We start from the raw sequence: 18,168 nt of genomic DNA, 5'->3' as shown, positions 1-18,168 counted from the left end.
GGTGATGCGTCTTTTCTTTGTGATGTGATTGCGCTGCACGGCACATCTTGAGGAAGCTGTCTTTTCAAATGTTTTTCAAATGAGTGATTGCAGTGTTCTCTGCAAATCAATTTATTTCAGCGTGACCTTGAAGTAGTACTCCACGCATTTGACGTAGTCGCCTGCTTTCAGGGCATTGAAAGGCGTTTGGTAGTTCACCAATTTGCAGGCGTAGCTCTTACCATCAGGGCGGCTGGAGTCGTAACTCCAGTCTTGTTCCCAGTTCAGCAATTGCGCGCCAGCGCCATTCGATGGAAAGGACTTTTGTGTGGCGCAGCTGAGCGCTTCGTTGGCTGGAATTGGCACGGCAAGATAGTTGGCCATGCTCTTGTAATAGCTGATGCGATTCACTGCTTGTGGTTTGTCAGTGCCGGAATTGCATTCGATACCGCCGTTGATGATATTGATGGTCGCACCAAATCCCGCACTGATATTGGCAGCAGCATCAGCAGCATTAGGTTTCCAGGTACCATCGATCACATGCAACATCGATGGTTTAGGTGGCTGCGGATAGACATAGAAGAACACCGCAGAGGCTAAGTTTAACCAGGTGTCGGCCACCAACTCAGGTTTGTCGAGCAAGGTGCGGACCGTGCCGAACATGGCGTCGGAAAAGGGACCATAGTTGTAGTTATAGGAAAGTTGTTTGGCGCCGCGACCGTAGTATTTCTTCCAGGTGCCGTTGGGGTTTTTACCGCAAGCCCAGGTTTGACCTTGCCACGTACTCGGATCGCATTCAGCGTTGTAGCCACAGCTGGTATCGTCATCGCGGCAACCTGCTTCGCGCAAGAAGTACAATCCTTGACGCCATTGTGGAATCGGCGAACCCGGATCATGTGCACCCGTTTCTTGAGCGAAGTGGGCGAACATTGTGGCCAAACCTTTGCGACAAATCGCATCCGCATTGCGCCCATCGCTGTAGTCATCGCAGACCGCTGGGAATTTGGCAATCGCTTGCAGGAAGCGCGTGTAGGTATAACTGGCATCGCGCATCGCAAACAGGGTTTGCCAATCGGTGTTACTGACGATGCGTTCGACACGTTTAACGTTTATCGGATTAGCGGCACGCCCCGGTTGGACAGCTTCAACCGAAGCGGTGTCCAGTGTGCGTATGGAGGCCTTGATCTGTTGGAATAGTGTGCTGGAAGTTTTAGCAGCTTCGTCCGCTTGCGCTTCCTTCAAAGTCGGAATGCCCTTGGGTGTGCCGCCATCAGGGGGCGTGCCGCCGCCATCGTAAGTGCATTCGCCAGTCGGACGCGCTTCCCATACATCACTCTTGCCGGGTTCATTGTTTTGCGTCCACCATTTGGCGCGATAGTTGATTTTATTGGCGACAACATAGTTACCATTGACATAGATTTTACTCGCTTGCCAGTCGCTGCAGGAGGGCGTGGCTGGTGCTGCGTCCGCTTGGCTAGAAATGCCGAGTCCGATCAGCATGGTGAGTAAGGCGGACTTCAATCTAAGTTTTGAGCTAGCCACACTTGTTGATGGCGATTGCGCTGATGCGCTCGATTTTTCTTGCATGATTTTGTCTCCTTGTGATGTTTTAAACTGAACTCGCTCTTCAGCAAATGACGTTCATGCTGAAAGCGTCAGATGCTTGGGTTGGCGAGATCATCCCTCTGCATCGCTGCAGAGGTGTTTTCTGAAAAAATGGATTTATTTGATGTAGGCGAGATAGGGTTGCTCGCTACGTATCGCGTAGCTTTTGCCATTGATCACGACACTGAAATTACTTGGCCCTGAGATCGGCAAGTAATACACCACGGCGAGCGTGGTACTGGCGCCGGGCGCGAGGCTACTCCAGCTCGGTAATTTGACCGAAACACGATGCAGATTGCCTTTTAGGCCACCGATGTTGTTGCCGGTGTGGCCGCTCGTGATGACTTTCATGCCGAAGCCCGATTGATCTGCCATGGTATTCGGCGTCGAAGTCGGAATATCGAATTGAAATTCGGTGCCGCCAGGTAGCGTGTAGCTTGAGCTATTGGTGATTTTTAAATTCGGATTAATGGGATAATTGGCGTCGCCCAGTTTGTAATCCAACAGCTCGAATTTGAGATCGATCGCGCCGGTAGCCGCTGCTTGCGTGCTACGTTTATTTTCGTAGAGTGAAGCAGTTTTGAACGCGGTGTTAAAAGCTCGTGTGAGAGTCGAGCCGATAAAGTATTCACCTTGGCCGTTGTTGCGCGTCGCGTTCCAATCAAAGTCGCCGGCAAGTTCCCAGAACATCACGCCGCCGACACCGCGATCGATAATCCATTGTGCTTTCTTTTGTGCCGAGGTTTCATCTTCGGTCGATAAGAACACCGCTTTTTGTGCGTTCCATAACCAAGGTGCAACCAAGGTGGCGTCGTAGTAACGTACATAGCTGCCAGTGAGGCGGTCGTCGGCGTCGGTCGTTGGTGTTAGACCATAGCTCGCGATGTAGCTGCCGGCGATATTGCGTTCGAGGTTTTTGGCGTGCCACAAAGGATTGCCTCCACCGCCCAGTTCTTTGCCTTGCTCATCGAGATCATGCCAAATATTGTCGATACCCATCGCACCATTGCCGCAATTGGTGAGTCCAGTCGGGCAGTTGCTACCGAGTGATTTACCCCACAAGCCATTGCTACCACCGCTCACATTGCGCCAGCCGCGGGTGTAATAGGGCACACCGATATTGATGCGACCCGCTTGCATGGCGCCGCGATAATAGTGGAAGGCCCAATCGGTATTGAGGTAACCAATACCACCGTACTGCGCCGTACTATACACGTTCCAACGCGCCAACTCCGCATCTTTGCCATCGTCGAATAGTGCTGCGTTCGGACCGACGAATTCATTCCACGCCCCATGCAAGTCGTAGCTCATGATGTTAGCGAAATCGAGATACTGCAAGGCCGCCATATTCTCCATGCCACGTAAGAGATAAGCCGAGGCAGGCGCGGCGATGCTGAGTTGGTAGTAGCGATTGTCGAGCGTCGCTGCTGCATCGAGTTTTTCGCGCAGCGTTTTCAACAGTACGCTATAGCTACGCATCAAACCAGCGCGGCGTGTATTGGCAGTGGTCCAATCGAGTGGATTGCCTGCGTCTTTCATCGAGGTCGGATATTCGTAATCAATATCAACGCCGTCGAAATTGTATTTGCGTAGGAAGCTGACGACAGAATCAGAAAAGCTATTGATGCCCGCTGTATTCACACTACCGTCCGCATTGGTTGTCATACTGTAGAAGCCACCGCTATTGACGCGTTTGCCGGTGGCGTCAAAGTAGCCACCTGTCTCCGCCCAACCACCGACCGAGATCAAGGTTTTGACGTTGGGATATTGCTTCTTGAATTTGTTGAGGAGATTGAAGTGACCCTTGTAGGCATAGCTCGCATCCATCTCCGCACCAGCGACACCTGGCCATTGCATGCCCGTTGCTGAGTTGTTGGGATCGGTTTCATTGCCAATCGAAATCTTATTGTTCTCGACGTGGGCGAAGGCGAAATTGATGTGGGTGATTTTGTCCCAAGGGATTTGATGCGCAAGGTAAGCAGGGCTACCATCTTTACCGGTACGCCAACTGGTGAAATAGCCGATGATGCGACGTTTTACTGTTCCTAATTTTTCGCGACCATTGTTGTCGTAGGCAAGACAGTAAGGTGGATTGGTGCCAGTCGAAATCGTCATGCCATCAGGGCGACATAAAGCGTGGCCGGTAGGCGCTGGTACTGTGGTGAGCACAGGATCACTACCGCCACCGCCGCCGGTTCCACCACCGCAATCACTGACATAGGCCCAAGGGCCATCTGGATTAGTGCTCGGCGTATTCCCCTGCGTCCACCATTTGGCTCGCCATTCTTTGTTATCGTAGGAGGCGGTCATGCCGCCGGTGTAGACAGCCGTCGCATTCCACGCAGCTGAGCTGCAGGCCGCAAGTGTTTTGCTGGTGCTGACGGATTTGAAAGGATTAAGTTTGCCATCAGCCGTGGCGGCTGAGGCTGTAGCGCTAGCACTAAGGCTGAAGGCAAGCACGCTGAGTGCGAACCCTAAAGTTGCTGATGTAGCTGACTGTTTCATTGGTCTTCCCCATTGATGATTCATCCTGAAAGTTGGTCTTCAGGTTCACCTTGGGAATTTCACAGGCGAGCGAGGTCCTGCAAGTGCACGCACTCAGCAAAAAAATCGACTGTGAAATGTCCCCTCCCTCTTTGTCACCCGATGTGTAGGTTGGTGTGATGTGCTGGGTTTCGTGAGAATCTTGCGGGGCGAAACTGTGAGCACACTCAGATGACAAACTGCTTGAACGCACTTGACCTCTCTTGTTAAGGATCACGTTTGGTGATCGAAGGTCTATTATGGTTTTGTAGTGGTATTGATTTGGTGTGCATCCAATGCGAGCCAGTGTAGTAATCTTGAGAAAATAGACAAGTGGTTTTTTATATTTTGTTTTTTTCTTGCTTAAATGAATATTTTTATCTATGAAAAGTTTGAAAAAAATGCGTGGCAAAATTGTGACTGGTATGTCCTCTCGCGATGATTTTTTCTTTACAAAAAACGCTTTGCTTTGTAAGTTGGGATGGTGATGCAAAGTACTGTTGACCGCTTTGCTTTTAGACTAGGTTTACCAAGGCTGCATCGACGATATCCTGATATCCTATTCGTTCACTTTAAGCCCGCCCCGGTAAATGCAAGAAATAGTTGATCTCAATAGGAAGGACTCGAAGTGAGTCGAATGATCAGCGTCATTTCTTGCTCAGGCCCCTGCTGGGAAAAGCGAAATTTGGTCTCTTTGAGAGTCTCAGAAGACAGCACTTGATTTGTGAGTTTGTGAGGTAGAACATTGATGAGTAAGATAAATTTAAGATCATTTAAACCAGCCATCGTTGTGCTGATGCTTGGCAGTCTGTTGGCATGTTCACGCACAGATCAGGGCTCACAAGAGGGGCACCAGTCGAATGGACAGGTCGGTACACAACAAGCGCCTAAGGTGAGTTATTACGCCGCTGCTCGCTTTGCTGAACAGACTAGCTTCGGTGTCACCCCCGAATTAATTACCGAGATACAGAGTCTCGGTTTCGAGGCTTGGATTGATAAACAGTTGGCGATGCCAATTACTTCGACCACCATGCCGCGTGAGTTGCTGAGCTATTCACCTGCGGCGGGCGATGCGCCACTGTGGCTCTTTCGTAACGATGAGTTCTGGGATACTGCATTAGCAGCTCCGGATCAGTTGCGTCAACGAGTCACTTGGGCGGTGTTCCAGTACATACCGGTGAGTGCGGGCCAGGCCAATGGCAGCTTGGAGTATTACAACATGTTGCGTCGAAACGTGTTCGGCAATTACGCTAAATTATTGCGTGATGTAACGCTGAATCCTCACATGGGTTTCTATCTCAATAACGAGCTCAATCGTCCTACTTCGCCTCAATGCCTCGGATGCACGCCGAATGAGAATTATGCGCGAGAGTTGATGCAATTGTTCACGGTCGGCGTTGTACAACTGAATTCTGACGGTAGCGTGATTCGAGATGCGCAAGGGAAGGCGAAAGAAACCTATACGCAGAAGGATGTCGAAGAATTGGCGCGTGCCTTAACCGGCTGGAGAGCACCATCGAATAATACGGGGTTGCCTGACTATAGTTGGCCTCACTATGGGTCTCCGATGGTGCCCGAGTCTGCTTCATTCTTACATGATAGTGGCGCCAAGACAGTCATGGGAACAGCAATCCCAGCGGGGCTGAACGCATCTGATGAGCTTGATGCCGTGGTCGCATTATTGATGAAACACCAGAACGTTGCCCCATTCGTGAGCCTGCGTTTAATTCAACACTTAGTTGGCAGTAATCCGAGCCCACAGTATCTGGCGCGAGTGAGTGCTGTGTTTCGGAATAATGGAAAAGGCGTGACGGGCGACATGGCGGCTGTTGTAAAAGCGGTCTTGTTAGACCCCGAAGCGCGCGCCGGAGATGTGCTGGGAGTGAATGACAAACAAATGGGCTATTTGCGGGAACCGGTTTTATGGATGTCTGCAGTGCACCGTGGACTAGGTTGTAAGCACATGACGCATGGCACTTGGCAAGGCAATCAGTACGTCGATCAACCTGCTAATCAGAACACCATTTCGCCACCAAGTATTTTTTCCTATTATCAAGCGACGGATCGTGCGCCGGGAAGCAACTTGCTTGCACCTGAACAAAAACTTTTGAACACCATGGAGTTTACGTCGCGCTTAGGCAACCTTGATTGGCGCTTCTTTAATGCGGACAATCCTGCGCGTGCCGACAATCTCACAAGAACCGGTTGTAATTGGAATGAATTAACGACGGCATTTGCTAAATCGCCAGATGAGTTCCTTGATCTACTGAGTAAACGTTGGTTCCGAGGCGCAATGCCTGCCACATTAAGAAATAATTTGCTGAATTTGATCAAAGGTGAACGTTGGCAAAATCCTGAGTCGGGGACGGTGACAACCCTGCAGTTTGCTTTAACTAGCCCTAGCTTTGGAGTGATCAAATGAAACGTCGAGATTTCTTGAAGTCGATCGCAATCCCCGCGCTCGCAGGTGTTGGCGTCAATACCTTAGTAAGTCAATTTCAAAATTCAAACGCGGCAGTGAATGATTACCGCGCCTTGGTATGTATCTTCTTGGCAGGTGGGAATGATGGTCATAACACCTTGATCCCAACCGATGCGGCTTATAACGATTACGCCACATCGCGCCCCATCTTGGCACTTCCCAAAGATTCTTTGATTGCATTGAACGGTGTCAGTGCGGGACATAGTTTCGCTTTACATCCTGGTTTAGCTCCCTTGGCCTCGCTTTACAATCGCCAGCGTTTAGCATGGGTGGCAAATGCGGGCCCTTTGATCGTGCCAAGTACGGCAACGCAGGTCATTGAACACTCTGTGCCAATTCCCCCCTATTTGATGTCTCATAGCGATCAAACAGCAATGCAACAAGGGTGGGGTGGAGACTTCGATCAGAGTGGTTGGGCAGGGCGAGCACTCGAGTTACTACCGACTAGTTTGAAGAATCAACTAAATGCAGTCACCACCAGTTCAGACCGCACTTTAGTGTTGGGAAAAGCTTCCAGTGTGTCTTTTATGTCGCCGAATGGGGCAAGGTATTGGGGGCGCTCGGACTTGGCCTATCCACAAAGTTACTGGACGCAGGCTTTGAACAATATGGCGAAGCTGCAGTTCACGAATCAATACGAAGCTGAATATGCACGGACGCTGGATTTGAGTGTGAATGAATCCACGTTATTGACGCAAGTTTTTTTGAAGGCCAGCACGCCCAAAGGTGAATTTTCTGGCGACGAACTAGGAACACGCCTACGGTCTCTGGCAAGTGTCTTACCAGCCTTCAAGAATATGGGTTTTAAGCGCCAAGTATTTTTGATTCAATGGGGAAGTTTCGATACGCATTATGGACAACGCGGTTCCGAAGCGCGTACACAAGATGCACAATTGGCGGTCCTCGGTAAAAATTTAGCCGCCTTCGATGAGTCCTTAGTGGCGGCCGGTTTGGATCTGGATGTGACTACCTTTACCATGAGTGATTTCGGTCGAACTTTGCGTCCCGCATCGGGTGCTGGGTCTGATCACGCCTGGGGCAACCATTGGTTTGCTTTCGGCGGTGCAGTGGCAGGTGGTCAGGTTCTAGGAAAGTTCCCATCACTTGTACTCGGTGGATCAGAGGATAGTGATCCAAACCGCGGTGGTCGACACGTTCCTACCACCAGCACCGATCAGTTTGCTGCAAGTTTGATGCAATGGCTAGGATTGCCGGCATCGCAATTTGCCAGTGTATTCCCCAACTTGAGTAACTTCACGCAGAAAACACTACCGCTTTTCAAAACTTAAGATGACTCGCGATAGGAAATCGACGAGCACCAAAAAATGAATATGAATACGAACATGAACACTGAGGGGGCGGCATGCCAGATCTGTATTTAACCACCGCAAACGACGATTACAGTCAAACGGAAGCACATAAGAATATTGACGTGAATGTCTTTGGTCTTGAGGGTGACGACAAGATTCAAATCTATGGCGGCAATGCGATCGGCGGCAAAGGTAATGACACGCTTCAGATTATTCCAATTGCGACAGAACCTTGGCGTCAAGTGATCGCCGCCTATTGGGACGGGGCGCCCGGTAAAGTGGTGGTTGACCTGCAAGCTGGTTGGGCACTCGACGGATGGGGTACGCGTGATACCTTGATTGGCGTTGAAGCCGCAGCGGGTGGTGGTGGTGAGACTGAGCTCTATGGCAGCGCGAACAGTAATAATTTTTGGGTCGGTGGATACAACAAAAGTATTGTCGATGGACGGGATGGTTTCGATGTTTTGAATCTACCGTGGTTCACGAGCACACCTGCAGCGTGGTCTGATTTTACGGTGAAGGTGAGCATTGATGGAAAGTCTGCTCAAATCACTGCCACGCAGTCTCCTAGTTTTAATATTAGTTTGACCAACGTTGAAGCCTTGTCGATCTGGGATGGCAATGTCAGCTCACAAAAATCACTGAGCGATTTTGTGACGGTACAAAGCCTTGCTGAATCTGGCTTAGTACAAGGCGATGCTAATCGATGGAATGCGAGTAAGGCGCTGGGAACGGCGGTGGAGGTGAGCTTCAGTTTCGTACTGCAAGCGCCGGCAAGCGGTGTTGGTGCGAGTCAGTTCAGAAGTTTTAGCGTCGCCGAAAAAGAAGTCGTCCGAAAAATTTTCACAGACCTCAGCGCCTTGACCGGTTTGAGTTTTAAAGAAGTTGACGAAACCTCCGGCCAAACTGGTTCCATTCGTTTTGGTGTGAGTCAACAAACGGCCAGTAAAGGCACCAGTTACTTTCCCGGTGAAGCGGGTGATGCGGCGGGTGATGTCTGGATGGATATTGAATCGATGCTGGCGCTCACACCGGGCACCGAGGGTTATGCCGCTTTGTTACATGAGATCGGACATGCATTAGGTTTGCGCCATCCGAGTAACATCGATGCGAACGATCATTACGCGCAAGAGATATTACCGGCCTTTAATCAGACCGCCTATACCGTCATGTCACAAAATTATTCGAGTGATGGTTTGTTCCCTTCCACATGGGGAACTATGGACTTGGCAGCGTTGCGGTATTTGTATGGCAGTCGTTCGGTGAACGTGGGCAATACAACGATTAGTTTGGGAGATGGGCAATCGAATTCACAAACAAGTATTGTTGATGATGGTGGTGTCGACTTGCTCGATGCGAGCGCCTCAAAGGTCGGTGTCAGTATCGATTTGCAGCCTGGGCACTTGAGTAGTTTTGGTGTGACTGCCAATGGAATTCCAGCGGTCAATAATTTGTCAATTGCAGTCGGGACTGTGATCGAAGACCTCAAGGGTTCCGCGCTGGATGATTATTTGTTGGGCAATGACGTCAACAATAAAATTACAGGTGGTGACGGTAACGATTGGATCGATGGCGCGGGTGGTGTCGATACGGCGATATTTACGGGACCTCGTAATAACTATTTTATTTCAAGTTCCTTCGGCAAGTTTTATATCGCTGCGCGCGATGGTAGTGCCGGATTCGATACCATACTCAGCATTGAAAAGCTACAGTTTGCTGATAAAGCTTTCGATCTATCGTACGTCGCCCTCGGTTCTGATCTTGAAGTTGCGGTCGATCTCGGGAGCACCGTCAACTCCACTCTCCCTGCTGCTAATGATTTAGCTGATGGCGTTGCGAAGTATGCGCTCGTTGCAGCACCAAAGTATGGAACAGCAACGGTCAATGCGAACGGTGACTTCACTTATTTCGCGGCCCCTGGTGCGGAAGTTGGTGACAGCTTTACTTATTCAATTTCAGATGATGCTGGTCACAGTAATCAATACACGGTGTTTGTCGATGTGGCGGTGGGCACAGAAGTGATTAATGGTACCGCTAATAATGACAATATCAATGGCGGCCTTACCAATGATTTGATTAATGCCATGGCCGGTGATGACACGATCACAGGCGCGGGTGGGAATGATGTCATTGAAGGTGGCGCTGGAATTGATACTGCGATTTATGCGGGAAAACTGGCCGATTATCGACTCAGTTTGAATGCGGGAAATTACACCGTAGTAGCGAAAACTGGTAGCGAAGGTATTGATACTCTGTCGCATGTCGAAAAACTGCAGTTCAGCGACATCAATGTGAATTTGCTAGTGCAAGGCTTAGCGGCATCAGCGCCAACTGCTACTGTGCAAAGACTTATGGAATTGTATGTAGCTTTCTTCAACCGCGTTCCAGATGCCGATGGTATGGCGTATTGGATTAGCGAAAGCAAAGCAGGAAAATCGATTTATCAAATCGCAGACATTTTTTACGGCGCTGGGGTGATGTTTTCGGATTTGACGGGCTTCAGCTCGACTATGACCAATATTGACTTTATTCGCGTCGTTTATCGCAATGTTTTGGGCCGTGCTGATGGCGGTGATGCGGAGGGTGTCAATTATTGGAATAATGAACTCAGCAGCGGTAAAGCCTCGCGTGGTTCTTTAGTTTCAACGATGTTAGACGCTGCCCATAGCTTCAAAGGTGACAAAACTTGGGGCTGGGTGGCAGATCTGTTGGATAATAAAATTGTGGTCGCAAAAACCTTTTCTATCGATTGGGGTTTAGGCTATACCTTGCCAGAAGATGCTATCCGCCATGGCATGGAGATCGCAGCGGCTGTGACACCGACTGATATCAGCAAGGCGATCTCTTTGGTTGGGATTAATGGCGCTGATATGCAGATCTTCTAAGCGGCTCAAGCTTTCGTCATTCGTACCAACGTAAACGCTTGGGAGTACATCGCTCCCAAGCGATTCATTCATAGCCAAATGCACCATTGTTGCCGACGCGCTCTCGTATTTCATACCCGCAGTTTCGTACTTAAGCCCCAAGGCTATCGCTTTCCAATGGAAACTTCTTTATATTCCCATCCGTGAGAAATAGGAGCGATGTCATGAAAGTCTTTACCGGATGGACCGCTGCTCGACAGTGGTATCGAGAGTGGGATGAAGAAATGCTGGCGGTGTTGCAACGGCCGGAGCTGGCGGAAACCACGAAGCTGGGATATCGCCGAAAATTTGCTCGACAAATCGCGCAGTTATCAGAAATCGAAAGAATGCAGCTGCGTGAATTCAGTTTGAAATATCGGGGCGCTTATTTTTGGCGAAGCGTTCTCAAACTGAGCTTATTGTTTTCGCTGATTGGTATCGTGATCGCCTATTTCAAGCCTGCTCACAATCCCTATGTGTTATTAGGAACCACGGTTTTTGTTGGCTGGGCTTTGATCACCTCCTTAATCGGCGTTTGGTTTAATTACCGCAAAATTAATCGATCTTTGTGGCGCACGCTCTTGAAGCTTTTTGCATATACGGGATTAGGTATGCTTAGTGGTGCAGGTGCTGCTGTGTTATTTTCCCGCAATTCTGGGCTCGATCGTATCCGGGAAATTGCACCGGGTCTTTTTTGGGCCGTGTTGGCCTTTGCCGGTACCTATGTGTTTTTGATTGGCGTGGTCGCTACTTGGCGTAACCAAGCTTTTGAAACACGTGCCGCCCAGCTCGCGCTTGATGCAGAAAAAGCGCGTCATGCCGAGCAACAATCCAAAGCAGAGCTGCGTTTGTTGCGGGCACAAATCGAACCACATTTTTTATTTAACACGCTAGGCGCAGTGCAGCAGTTAGCGGAAGGAAAGGCACCTGAAGCGGCGATGCTGACTAAAAATTTGATTGCCTTTCTACGTTCGAGTACGCAAATGATACGTGCCGAGGCAGTGAGTCTGGCACAGGAATTCGAGATGATACGGGCCTATCTGGAAGTGATGAAGGTGAGGATGGGGGCACGACTCCAAATTTCGATCACCCCGGCTCCCGAGTTTGAGAATATGGCAGTACCGAGCATGGCCTTACTCACCTTAGTCGAGAATGCGATTAAGCATGGTTTAGAACCAAGTCTTAGTGGAGGGGGAATTGCGATCTTTACCGAAGTAGTGGGAGATCGCTTGGGTATTTATGTGCGTGATACCGGCATTGGCTTAAGCGAAAAACCAGGACAAGGAGTTGGTCTCGAAAATGTACGTGAGCGACTGCGCTTGATGTATGGCGAAAATTCGACGCTGGATTTGTATGAGCATGCCGACGGAGGCGTGATGGCCGAGGTGAAGATTCCCTTACCGCTTGATTCTTTGGCGCCTTCAGAGAGCAGCTGATGAGGTCTTGGCGAAAGCAGAATTTCGACAAGTTTGCCTACTAAAAACACACGAGTTTAAATTTGAAAGTGAAAGCATGAAGAGTCATAACAAAGTAAAGATCTTGGTTGCGGAAGACGAACCACTGATGCGTGAGCGTCTCTTGGCGCAATTGAGCAAACTCTGGCCGAGTGCCGAGCTGGTCAAGGTCGCTGAGAATGGTAATGATGCCTGGGATGGGTTCTTGGAATTCGAACCCGATGTGGTGTTTCTCGATATCCGTATGCCAGGACTATCCGGTCTCGAAGTGGCACGTAAAATAGGTCGACAAGCACATGTGGTTTTCATTACCGCCTACGACCAATATGCGATTGATGCCTTCAATTCTGGAGCCGTGGATTATGTATTGAAGCCGGTTGAAGAGGATCGCTTGCAATTGGCGATTGAACGTTTGCAAGAGAAATTGCAAACAGTGCCGACCGATTTGACGGCCTTGCTCAAGCAATTGGGACTAGCGACGGAAGTACCTAAGAAAACCGAAAAACTAAAATGGATTAAGGCAAGCGTTGGCAAACAAATTCGTTTGATTAATGTCGACGATATAATTTTCTTGCAGTCTGATACCAAATACACGCGCGTGGTGCTAGCAGACTCGGAAGCATTGTTGCGGACCGCGCTGAAGGACTTGCTCGACAATTTAGATGAAGACAAGTTTTGGCAGATTCATCGATCATCGGTAGTCAACGTCGAATACATCGCGGCGGCAGAGCGAGTCGATGCGGAACGTATGCAAGTTATATTGAAAGGGCACCCTGAAAAACTCATGGTCAGCCGTAATTTCACGCATTTGTTTCGAGAATAAGATTCTTTTGCCTAGAATTTAATGTAATTTTTCACTCATGTTAAATCTGGGGCACCAGTAGAAAGTGAAGTAAAACAGCCTTGATTTACTGCAAAGCTATCGCTACCTGCCCCGCAAAACCCCCGCAAAACATAAGTAAAACAAGACCTTAGCCCAGACTTCGGGTATAATCTCGTGTTCTGTCCAAAATTTCCTCATCAAGTGCCTCTTAGTCTCTTGTTTTGGTTTTCGGCTCGTAGTTAGAGTTCGAAAAGAGGTGTTTGTGGATTCTTTCTCTCTTAGGTTGGTGCAAATTAATTTGGGGGTGGGGATGTCCGATCTGGCTTCTTTGTCTACACTGGCGCGTTCTGACGCGCAACTTCCGGTTCATGTTTACTTTGATCAAAGCTTATTAGAGCGTGAGATCAAACAATTATTTCAAGCGGGTCCTCGTTACGTCGGCCATGAGCTCATGGTGCCGAATAATGGCGACTATGCGACCTTGGCTTCTGAAAACGAGGGCCGTATGCTGGTGCGTAGCGCCAGCGGCATCGAACTTTTGTCGAATGTGTGCCGTCATCGTCAAGCATTGATGTTTGGTGGTCCCGGCACCAATGGTCGCGGCAACGCGAAACAAATTGTCTGCCCATTACATCGCTGGACCTACGACCTCAAAGGTGAATTGATCGGTGCGCCGCATTTCGCTGACACGCCTTGCTTGAATCTATCCCGCACACCATTGCAGAACTGGAATGGTCTGTTGTTCGAGCAAAATGGCTACAACGTCATGGAAAAAATGGCGAAGTTGTCGGTCACCAAGGATCTCGATTTCACTGGTTACATGCTCGACCATGTGGAAGTGCACGAATGCGATTACAACTGGAAAACCTTCATTGAAGTCTATCTCGAAGACTATCACGTCGAACCTTTCCATCCTGGCCTCGGTAGTTTCGTGACCTGCGATGATTTACGTTGGGAGTTCGGTGAAGACTACAGCGTACAAACTGTTGGCGTTCACAAAGGTCTGCAGAAGTCCGGCTCGGCGAAGTACAAAGCTTGGCAAGAACAAGTCTTGAAATATCGCGGCGGCGAACCTCCCAAATACGGCGCGATTTGGTTGACCTTGTATCCAAACATCATGGTTGAATGGTATCCGCACGTGTTGGTGGTTTCCACCTTGTGGCCAACCGCGACAGGTAAAACCAAGAACGTGGTTGAGTTCTACTACCCAGAAGAAATCGTTTTGTTCGAGCGTGAATTCGTTGAAGCCGAACGTGCTGCGTACATGGAAACCTGTATCGAAGACGATGAAATCGGTATGCGTATGGATGCAGGTCGTAAAGCTTTATTCGAACGAGGGCAAAGTGAAGTCGGACCTTATCAATCGCCGATGGAAGATGGCATGCAGCACTTCCATGAATGGTATCGTCGGCAAATGCAGTTTTGAGGACGCCGAGTGAGTTTGGTCGAATCACAGTAAAATAACAGTAACGCCGGAAATTCCAGCTTGGATTTCCGGCGTTCTTTTTTGTACATCGACATAGTTCGATGGATGTTGGTTGGGAGCCTAGATGCATTAGGGCTCCTAAAGGTCGTCAGAAACAGGGATCGTCTTCATGCAAGCTTTATGGATGTTAGCCGCAACGTTTTTGTTCTCAGTGATGGGCGTTTTCGTCAAGCTGGCATCGAGCACCTACACCACATCTGAAATCGTCACGGTCCGTGGTGGTGTCGGCGTCTTTTTTTTATTAGGGCTGGTGTATCTGCACGGCGGTACTTTCAAAACTTCGATGGTAAAGAGCCATATGTGGCGCGGCATCTTCGGCGTGACTTCCTTGTGGCTGTGGTTTTATTCGATCGCGCATCTGCCTTTGTCCTTGTCGATTACGCTCAGCTACATGTCTTCGATTTGGGTTGCTGTGATCCTGTTTGTGACTTCTTGGTGGAAGAATCGCGGCAAGCAAGTCGTGCATTTGCCACCGAGCTTGGCGGCGGCGATTGTGTTAGGTTTCGTCGGCGTGGTGATGCTCTTGCAACCGACCATTACACCTGAACAAGTACCAGATAGTTTAGTCGCCTTGTGTTCTGGGTTTATCGCTGCGCTGGCGTATCTACAAGTACGACAAATGGGTGTGGCGGGTGAGCCTGAATATCGCGTCGTCTTTTATTTTTCGTTTGTGAGTACGGTGATGGGCGTGGTCGGCCAGCTTGCTGCTTTTGATAAGTTCAGTGTTTCGCAAGCCGCGGCGCACCAGTCGCATCATCTTTTCCAGTTGAATGGGGTTCTGCTCTTGCTTGGCGTGGGATTATTTGCCACCATTGCACAGATCTTCATGACGCGCGCCTATCGTTTGGGGAATCCCTTAGTGGCGGCGAATTTGCAATATGTCGGCATCGTGTTCACCACCGCCTTCGATATATGGATTTGGAATCTGAGCCTAAGCTGGATCAGTTGGTGCGGCATTGCGGTGATTCTGGCGAGCGGCATGATTGCATCGAATTTTAATAGTCAATCGAATACCGCTGATGAGAATTCAACCGCGAAAGCGGCATGAGTCTTTTGCAGCGGATTGGGTAGGACAATTTACTTAAAGAATAATTGAGAGCCATTTGAGAGGACAGCATGGGCCATCGTTTGTACAACACCATTATCTACGCCACTGAATTGCAGTCTTTGTTAGGACAGGAAAGTCTGGTCGTGGTTGATTGTCGCCATGATTTGATGGATGCGAATTTTGGCACGAAGGCGTACCAAGAAGGACATATTGCAGGTGCCGTGTTTGCCAATCTCGATCAGGATTTATCGGGTTCAAAAGCGGGCGCGGATGGACAATTTCGCGGCCGCCATCCCTTACCGAACCAAGATGATTTGATTCAAAATTTGCGTCGATGGGGCATCCACAACGACACCCAAGTGATTGTCTACGATGCGCATGGTGGCATGTTTGCCGCACGTTTATGGTGGTTGTTGCGTTCGATCGGGCATGCGAATGTGGCCGTCTTGGACGGTGGTCTCGGTGCTTGGACCGCAGCAGGTTTTGCGATCGATACTGCAATCCCGACACCGGCGCAAGGCAGTATTTCAGTACGTGCCGCATTGACCCGTCAAGTCGATGTCCAGCAAGTTTTAGCCAATCTTTCATCGCCTGCTAGTCAGCGCTTGCAAGTGGTTGATGCACGTGCGGCAGATCGCTTCCGCGGTGAGAATGAAACCATCGATCCTGTCGGCGGCCATATTCCTGGCGCAGTGAATCGGTTTTTTAAAGACAATTTACAAGCCGATGGGCGTTTTAAAAGCGCGACAGAGTTGCGGGCAGAATGGTCACAGAAATTCACAGAACCATCGCAAGCGATTATGCAATGCGGCTCCGGCATCACTGCCTGCCATAATCTCTTGGCTCTGGAAATCGCTGGTTTGTCGGGGGCAGCATTGTATCCAGGCTCTTGGAGTGAGTGGTGTGCTGATCCAACGCGGCCAGTAGCGACCAGTAATTCGGACGCCTAGATTCCAAGACTGATTTTAGTCGTGATGATGTTGGGTGACGAACAACACGAGTAAGACGCCGCAGCAAACCAAAATGATCTGTGGTATGGTTTCTTTCAAGGTCGCCCGACGCTGCATTTGCGGCATTAAATCACTGACCGCAATGTAGATGAAACCTGATGAAGCCAGTACCAAAACATAGGGAATCAGTGAGCTGGCTTTGTCGAGCGTGAAATAACCGAGTACGCCACCGAGCACAGCCATCAAGCTGCACAGGAGGTTGTAGACGTAAGCGCGCAAGCGTGAAAAACCTGCATTGAGTAAGACGATAAAGTCACCGACTTCTTGGGGAATTTCATGGGCGATGATGGCCAAAGCTGTCACCATACCTAAATTGGGATCGGCCAAAAAAGCGGCTGCAATCAAGATCCCATCGGTGAAGTTATGCATACCGTCACCAATCAAAATCATCCACCCGGCTTTGCCCGCTTCGTGGGCGTCATGACCATGCTCATGATGATGGCCGTCGCCCTCGTGATGATGGGAATGGCGCAAAATCGCGAATTTCTCGAGCAAGAAAAAGCCTAGCAAGCCTGCCAGTAAACAAGCAAACAAGGAACGCACATCGGCGCCGGATTCGAAGGCTCGGGGCAGGGCATGCAAGAGGGAAGTCGATAGCATGACGCCTACCGAAAAACTGACCATGCGTTCGACCAGTTTTGACAGCATTGAAAAGGAAAATATCGCAGCAAGACTAATACTCAACACGCCAGCGATTGCGGTGGTGAAGAGTATCGAAATAAGTGTGGAATGAATTTTGAACCTCAGAAGGGCGATTAAATGCAACTGAGGTGCAATTACATCATAAAAGCCCTTTTTCTGCAAACCGTTGGGTTGATCGGTGCCCTTTTATCGATGCATCACGCCGTGGCATCACTCTGCCGGGCACTGTTTGAGTTTTTCGTTGAGCGCCTTAATTTTTTCCTGACGGGTTTGCTCATCCATGAAGGTAGGATTGCCATCGCGATCCTTCCCCGTTTCGTATGGGCCTTCGACTAACAAGCTTTTGAGTTTCTTTCTTTCTTCGTAGCAGGCATCGGCGATTTTTCTTTGTTTGTCACGCTCAATTCCATCAAGTACCGCTTGCTGTTCGACCCGAGTGCGATATTCCGCATCTTTCTCGAGTAATTTTTTCATTGTCTTGGCACGTGCAACGCCAGCATCTTTAGGTTCAGTGGGCGGTTTTAGTATTTCCACTTCGCGTGCTTGCGTGAAGCCCTTGGGGCAAACAGTGGCGAACATTTTTTTTCCATTTTCGTCACGGCATTCGAGAATTTGAGCGCACGTACTTGAACTGAAGAAAATACAGAAAGCGGTCGCGCATGCAACTTTAAAATGTTTCATAAGAGTGCCTCTATTCTGAGTGCTGAAAAGTTTAAGGAGTCACTTCGTTTCAATGGAATTTTTGTGTTCTCAGAGTAGCGTCATGCTTTTATGCGGGTCGAGTTGAGCATTACCGTTGAACTTTTCCAATGTATCGCGCAAATTTTATCGTGCAATTGTATCGTGCAGCGAGCGCTAAATCGATCTCCTAAAACGGCAAAGGAATCACAATTTTGAGGAAAA

At 49.3% G+C, this 18,168-nt stretch carries 12 protein-coding genes; 8 read left to right on the top strand and 4 right to left on the bottom strand.

Annotated elements, in window-relative coordinates:
- Positions 1 to 111: 111 nt before the first annotated feature.
- Entirely contained in the window at positions 112 to 1,566 is a 1,455-nt protein-coding gene (locus RF679_RS14945; protein WP_309481425.1) for a glycoside hydrolase family 19 protein, read from the bottom strand.
- 135 nt (positions 1,567 to 1,701) lie between these two features.
- Entirely contained in the window at positions 1,702 to 4,089 is a 2,388-nt protein-coding gene (locus tag RF679_RS14940) for a chitinase C-terminal domain-containing protein (RefSeq protein WP_309481424.1), read from the bottom strand.
- 766 nt (positions 4,090 to 4,855) lie between these two features.
- Here RF679_RS14940 and RF679_RS14935 point away from each other — a divergent pair.
- The 8 genes from RF679_RS14935 (at position 4,856) to RF679_RS14900 (ending at position 16,563) form a co-directional block, all read left to right on the top strand.
- Positions 4,856 to 6,529: a DUF1800 domain-containing protein gene (locus RF679_RS14935; RefSeq protein ID WP_309481423.1), complete on the top strand. Its 1,674-nt coding sequence runs from the start codon at positions 4,856 to 4,858 to the stop codon at positions 6,527 to 6,529.
- Positions 6,526 to 7,878 (top strand): DUF1501 domain-containing protein, encoded by a 1,353-nt coding sequence (locus tag RF679_RS14930; RefSeq protein ID WP_309481422.1) that lies wholly within the window; start codon positions 6,526 to 6,528, stop codon positions 7,876 to 7,878. Before RF679_RS14935 ends, RF679_RS14930 begins: the two co-directional genes overlap by 4 nt.
- Positions 7,879 to 7,952: 74 nt before the next feature.
- Positions 7,953 to 10,784 carry a DUF4214 domain-containing protein gene (locus RF679_RS14925; protein WP_309481421.1) on the top strand — a complete coding sequence of 944 codons (2,832 nt, stop codon included), beginning with the start codon at positions 7,953 to 7,955 and terminating at the stop codon, positions 10,782 to 10,784.
- A 203-nt stretch (positions 10,785 to 10,987) separates the two neighbouring features.
- Positions 10,988 to 12,238: a sensor histidine kinase gene (locus RF679_RS14920; protein WP_309481420.1), complete on the top strand. Its 1,251-nt coding sequence runs from the start codon at positions 10,988 to 10,990 to the stop codon at positions 12,236 to 12,238.
- A gap of 76 nt (positions 12,239 to 12,314) precedes the next feature.
- Positions 12,315 to 13,079, top strand: a complete 765-nt coding sequence (locus RF679_RS14915; protein ID WP_309481419.1) for a LytR/AlgR family response regulator transcription factor — start codon at positions 12,315 to 12,317, stop codon at positions 13,077 to 13,079.
- A 310-nt stretch (positions 13,080 to 13,389) separates the two neighbouring features.
- The gene (locus RF679_RS14910; protein ID WP_309484026.1) at positions 13,390 to 14,505 is read left to right on the top strand and encodes an aromatic ring-hydroxylating oxygenase subunit alpha; all 1,116 of its coding nucleotides are present in this window, start codon (positions 13,390 to 13,392) and stop codon (positions 14,503 to 14,505) included.
- A 169-nt stretch (positions 14,506 to 14,674) separates the two neighbouring features.
- Positions 14,675 to 15,613: a DMT family transporter gene (locus RF679_RS14905; RefSeq protein ID WP_309481418.1), complete on the top strand. Its 939-nt coding sequence runs from the start codon at positions 14,675 to 14,677 to the stop codon at positions 15,611 to 15,613.
- 68 nt (positions 15,614 to 15,681) lie between these two features.
- The gene (locus RF679_RS14900) at positions 15,682 to 16,563 is read left to right on the top strand and encodes a sulfurtransferase (protein ID WP_309481417.1); all 882 of its coding nucleotides are present in this window, start codon (positions 15,682 to 15,684) and stop codon (positions 16,561 to 16,563) included.
- Between the two features lie 15 nt (positions 16,564 to 16,578).
- Here RF679_RS14900 and RF679_RS14895 read toward each other — a convergent pair whose 3' ends face one another.
- Together RF679_RS14895 and RF679_RS14885 are read right to left on the bottom strand one after the other, a co-directional pair.
- Positions 16,579 to 17,310 carry a ZIP family metal transporter gene (locus RF679_RS14895; RefSeq protein WP_373921691.1) on the bottom strand — a complete coding sequence of 244 codons (732 nt, stop codon included), beginning with the start codon at positions 17,308 to 17,310 and terminating at the stop codon, positions 16,579 to 16,581.
- Positions 17,311 to 17,475: 165 nt separating this feature from the next.
- Positions 17,476 to 17,844, bottom strand: a complete 369-nt coding sequence (locus RF679_RS14885) for a hypothetical protein (protein WP_309481415.1) — start codon at positions 17,842 to 17,844, stop codon at positions 17,476 to 17,478.
- Positions 17,845 to 18,168: the final 324 nt, after the last annotated feature.

Origin of the sequence: Undibacterium cyanobacteriorum, assembly GCF_031326225.1 — a bacterium.
Taxonomy (GTDB): domain Bacteria; phylum Pseudomonadota; class Gammaproteobacteria; order Burkholderiales; family Burkholderiaceae_D; genus Undibacterium; species Undibacterium cyanobacteriorum.
The sequence above is the reverse complement of the archived record's forward strand: the minus strand, read 5'-3'. Positions and strand labels throughout refer to the sequence as shown.

Bases quoted from the DNA above. Each gene is read 5' to 3' on its own strand.
- RF679_RS14885 (WP_309481415.1), bottom strand. From the start codon at position 17,844: ATGTTCGCCACTGTTTGCCCCAAGGGCTTCACGCAAGCACGCGAAGTG.
- RF679_RS14945 (WP_309481425.1), bottom strand. From the start codon at position 1,566: ATGCAAGAAAAATCGAGCGCATCAGCGCAATCGCCATCAACAAGTGTG.
- RF679_RS14905 (WP_309481418.1), top strand. From the start codon at position 14,675: ATGCAAGCTTTATGGATGTTAGCCGCAACGTTTTTGTTCTCAGTGATG.
- RF679_RS14935 (WP_309481423.1), top strand. From the start codon at position 4,856: ATGAGTAAGATAAATTTAAGATCATTTAAACCAGCCATCGTTGTGCTG.
- RF679_RS14925 (WP_309481421.1), top strand. From the start codon at position 7,953: ATGCCAGATCTGTATTTAACCACCGCAAACGACGATTACAGTCAAACG.
- RF679_RS14940 (WP_309481424.1), bottom strand. From the start codon at position 4,089: ATGAAACAGTCAGCTACATCAGCAACTTTAGGGTTCGCACTCAGCGTG.
- RF679_RS14910 (WP_309484026.1), top strand. From the start codon at position 13,390: ATGTCCGATCTGGCTTCTTTGTCTACACTGGCGCGTTCTGACGCGCAA.
- RF679_RS14900 (WP_309481417.1), top strand. From the start codon at position 15,682: ATGGGCCATCGTTTGTACAACACCATTATCTACGCCACTGAATTGCAG.
- RF679_RS14920 (WP_309481420.1), top strand. From the start codon at position 10,988: ATGAAAGTCTTTACCGGATGGACCGCTGCTCGACAGTGGTATCGAGAG.
- RF679_RS14915 (WP_309481419.1), top strand. From the start codon at position 12,315: ATGAAGAGTCATAACAAAGTAAAGATCTTGGTTGCGGAAGACGAACCA.
- RF679_RS14930 (WP_309481422.1), top strand. From the start codon at position 6,526: ATGAAACGTCGAGATTTCTTGAAGTCGATCGCAATCCCCGCGCTCGCA.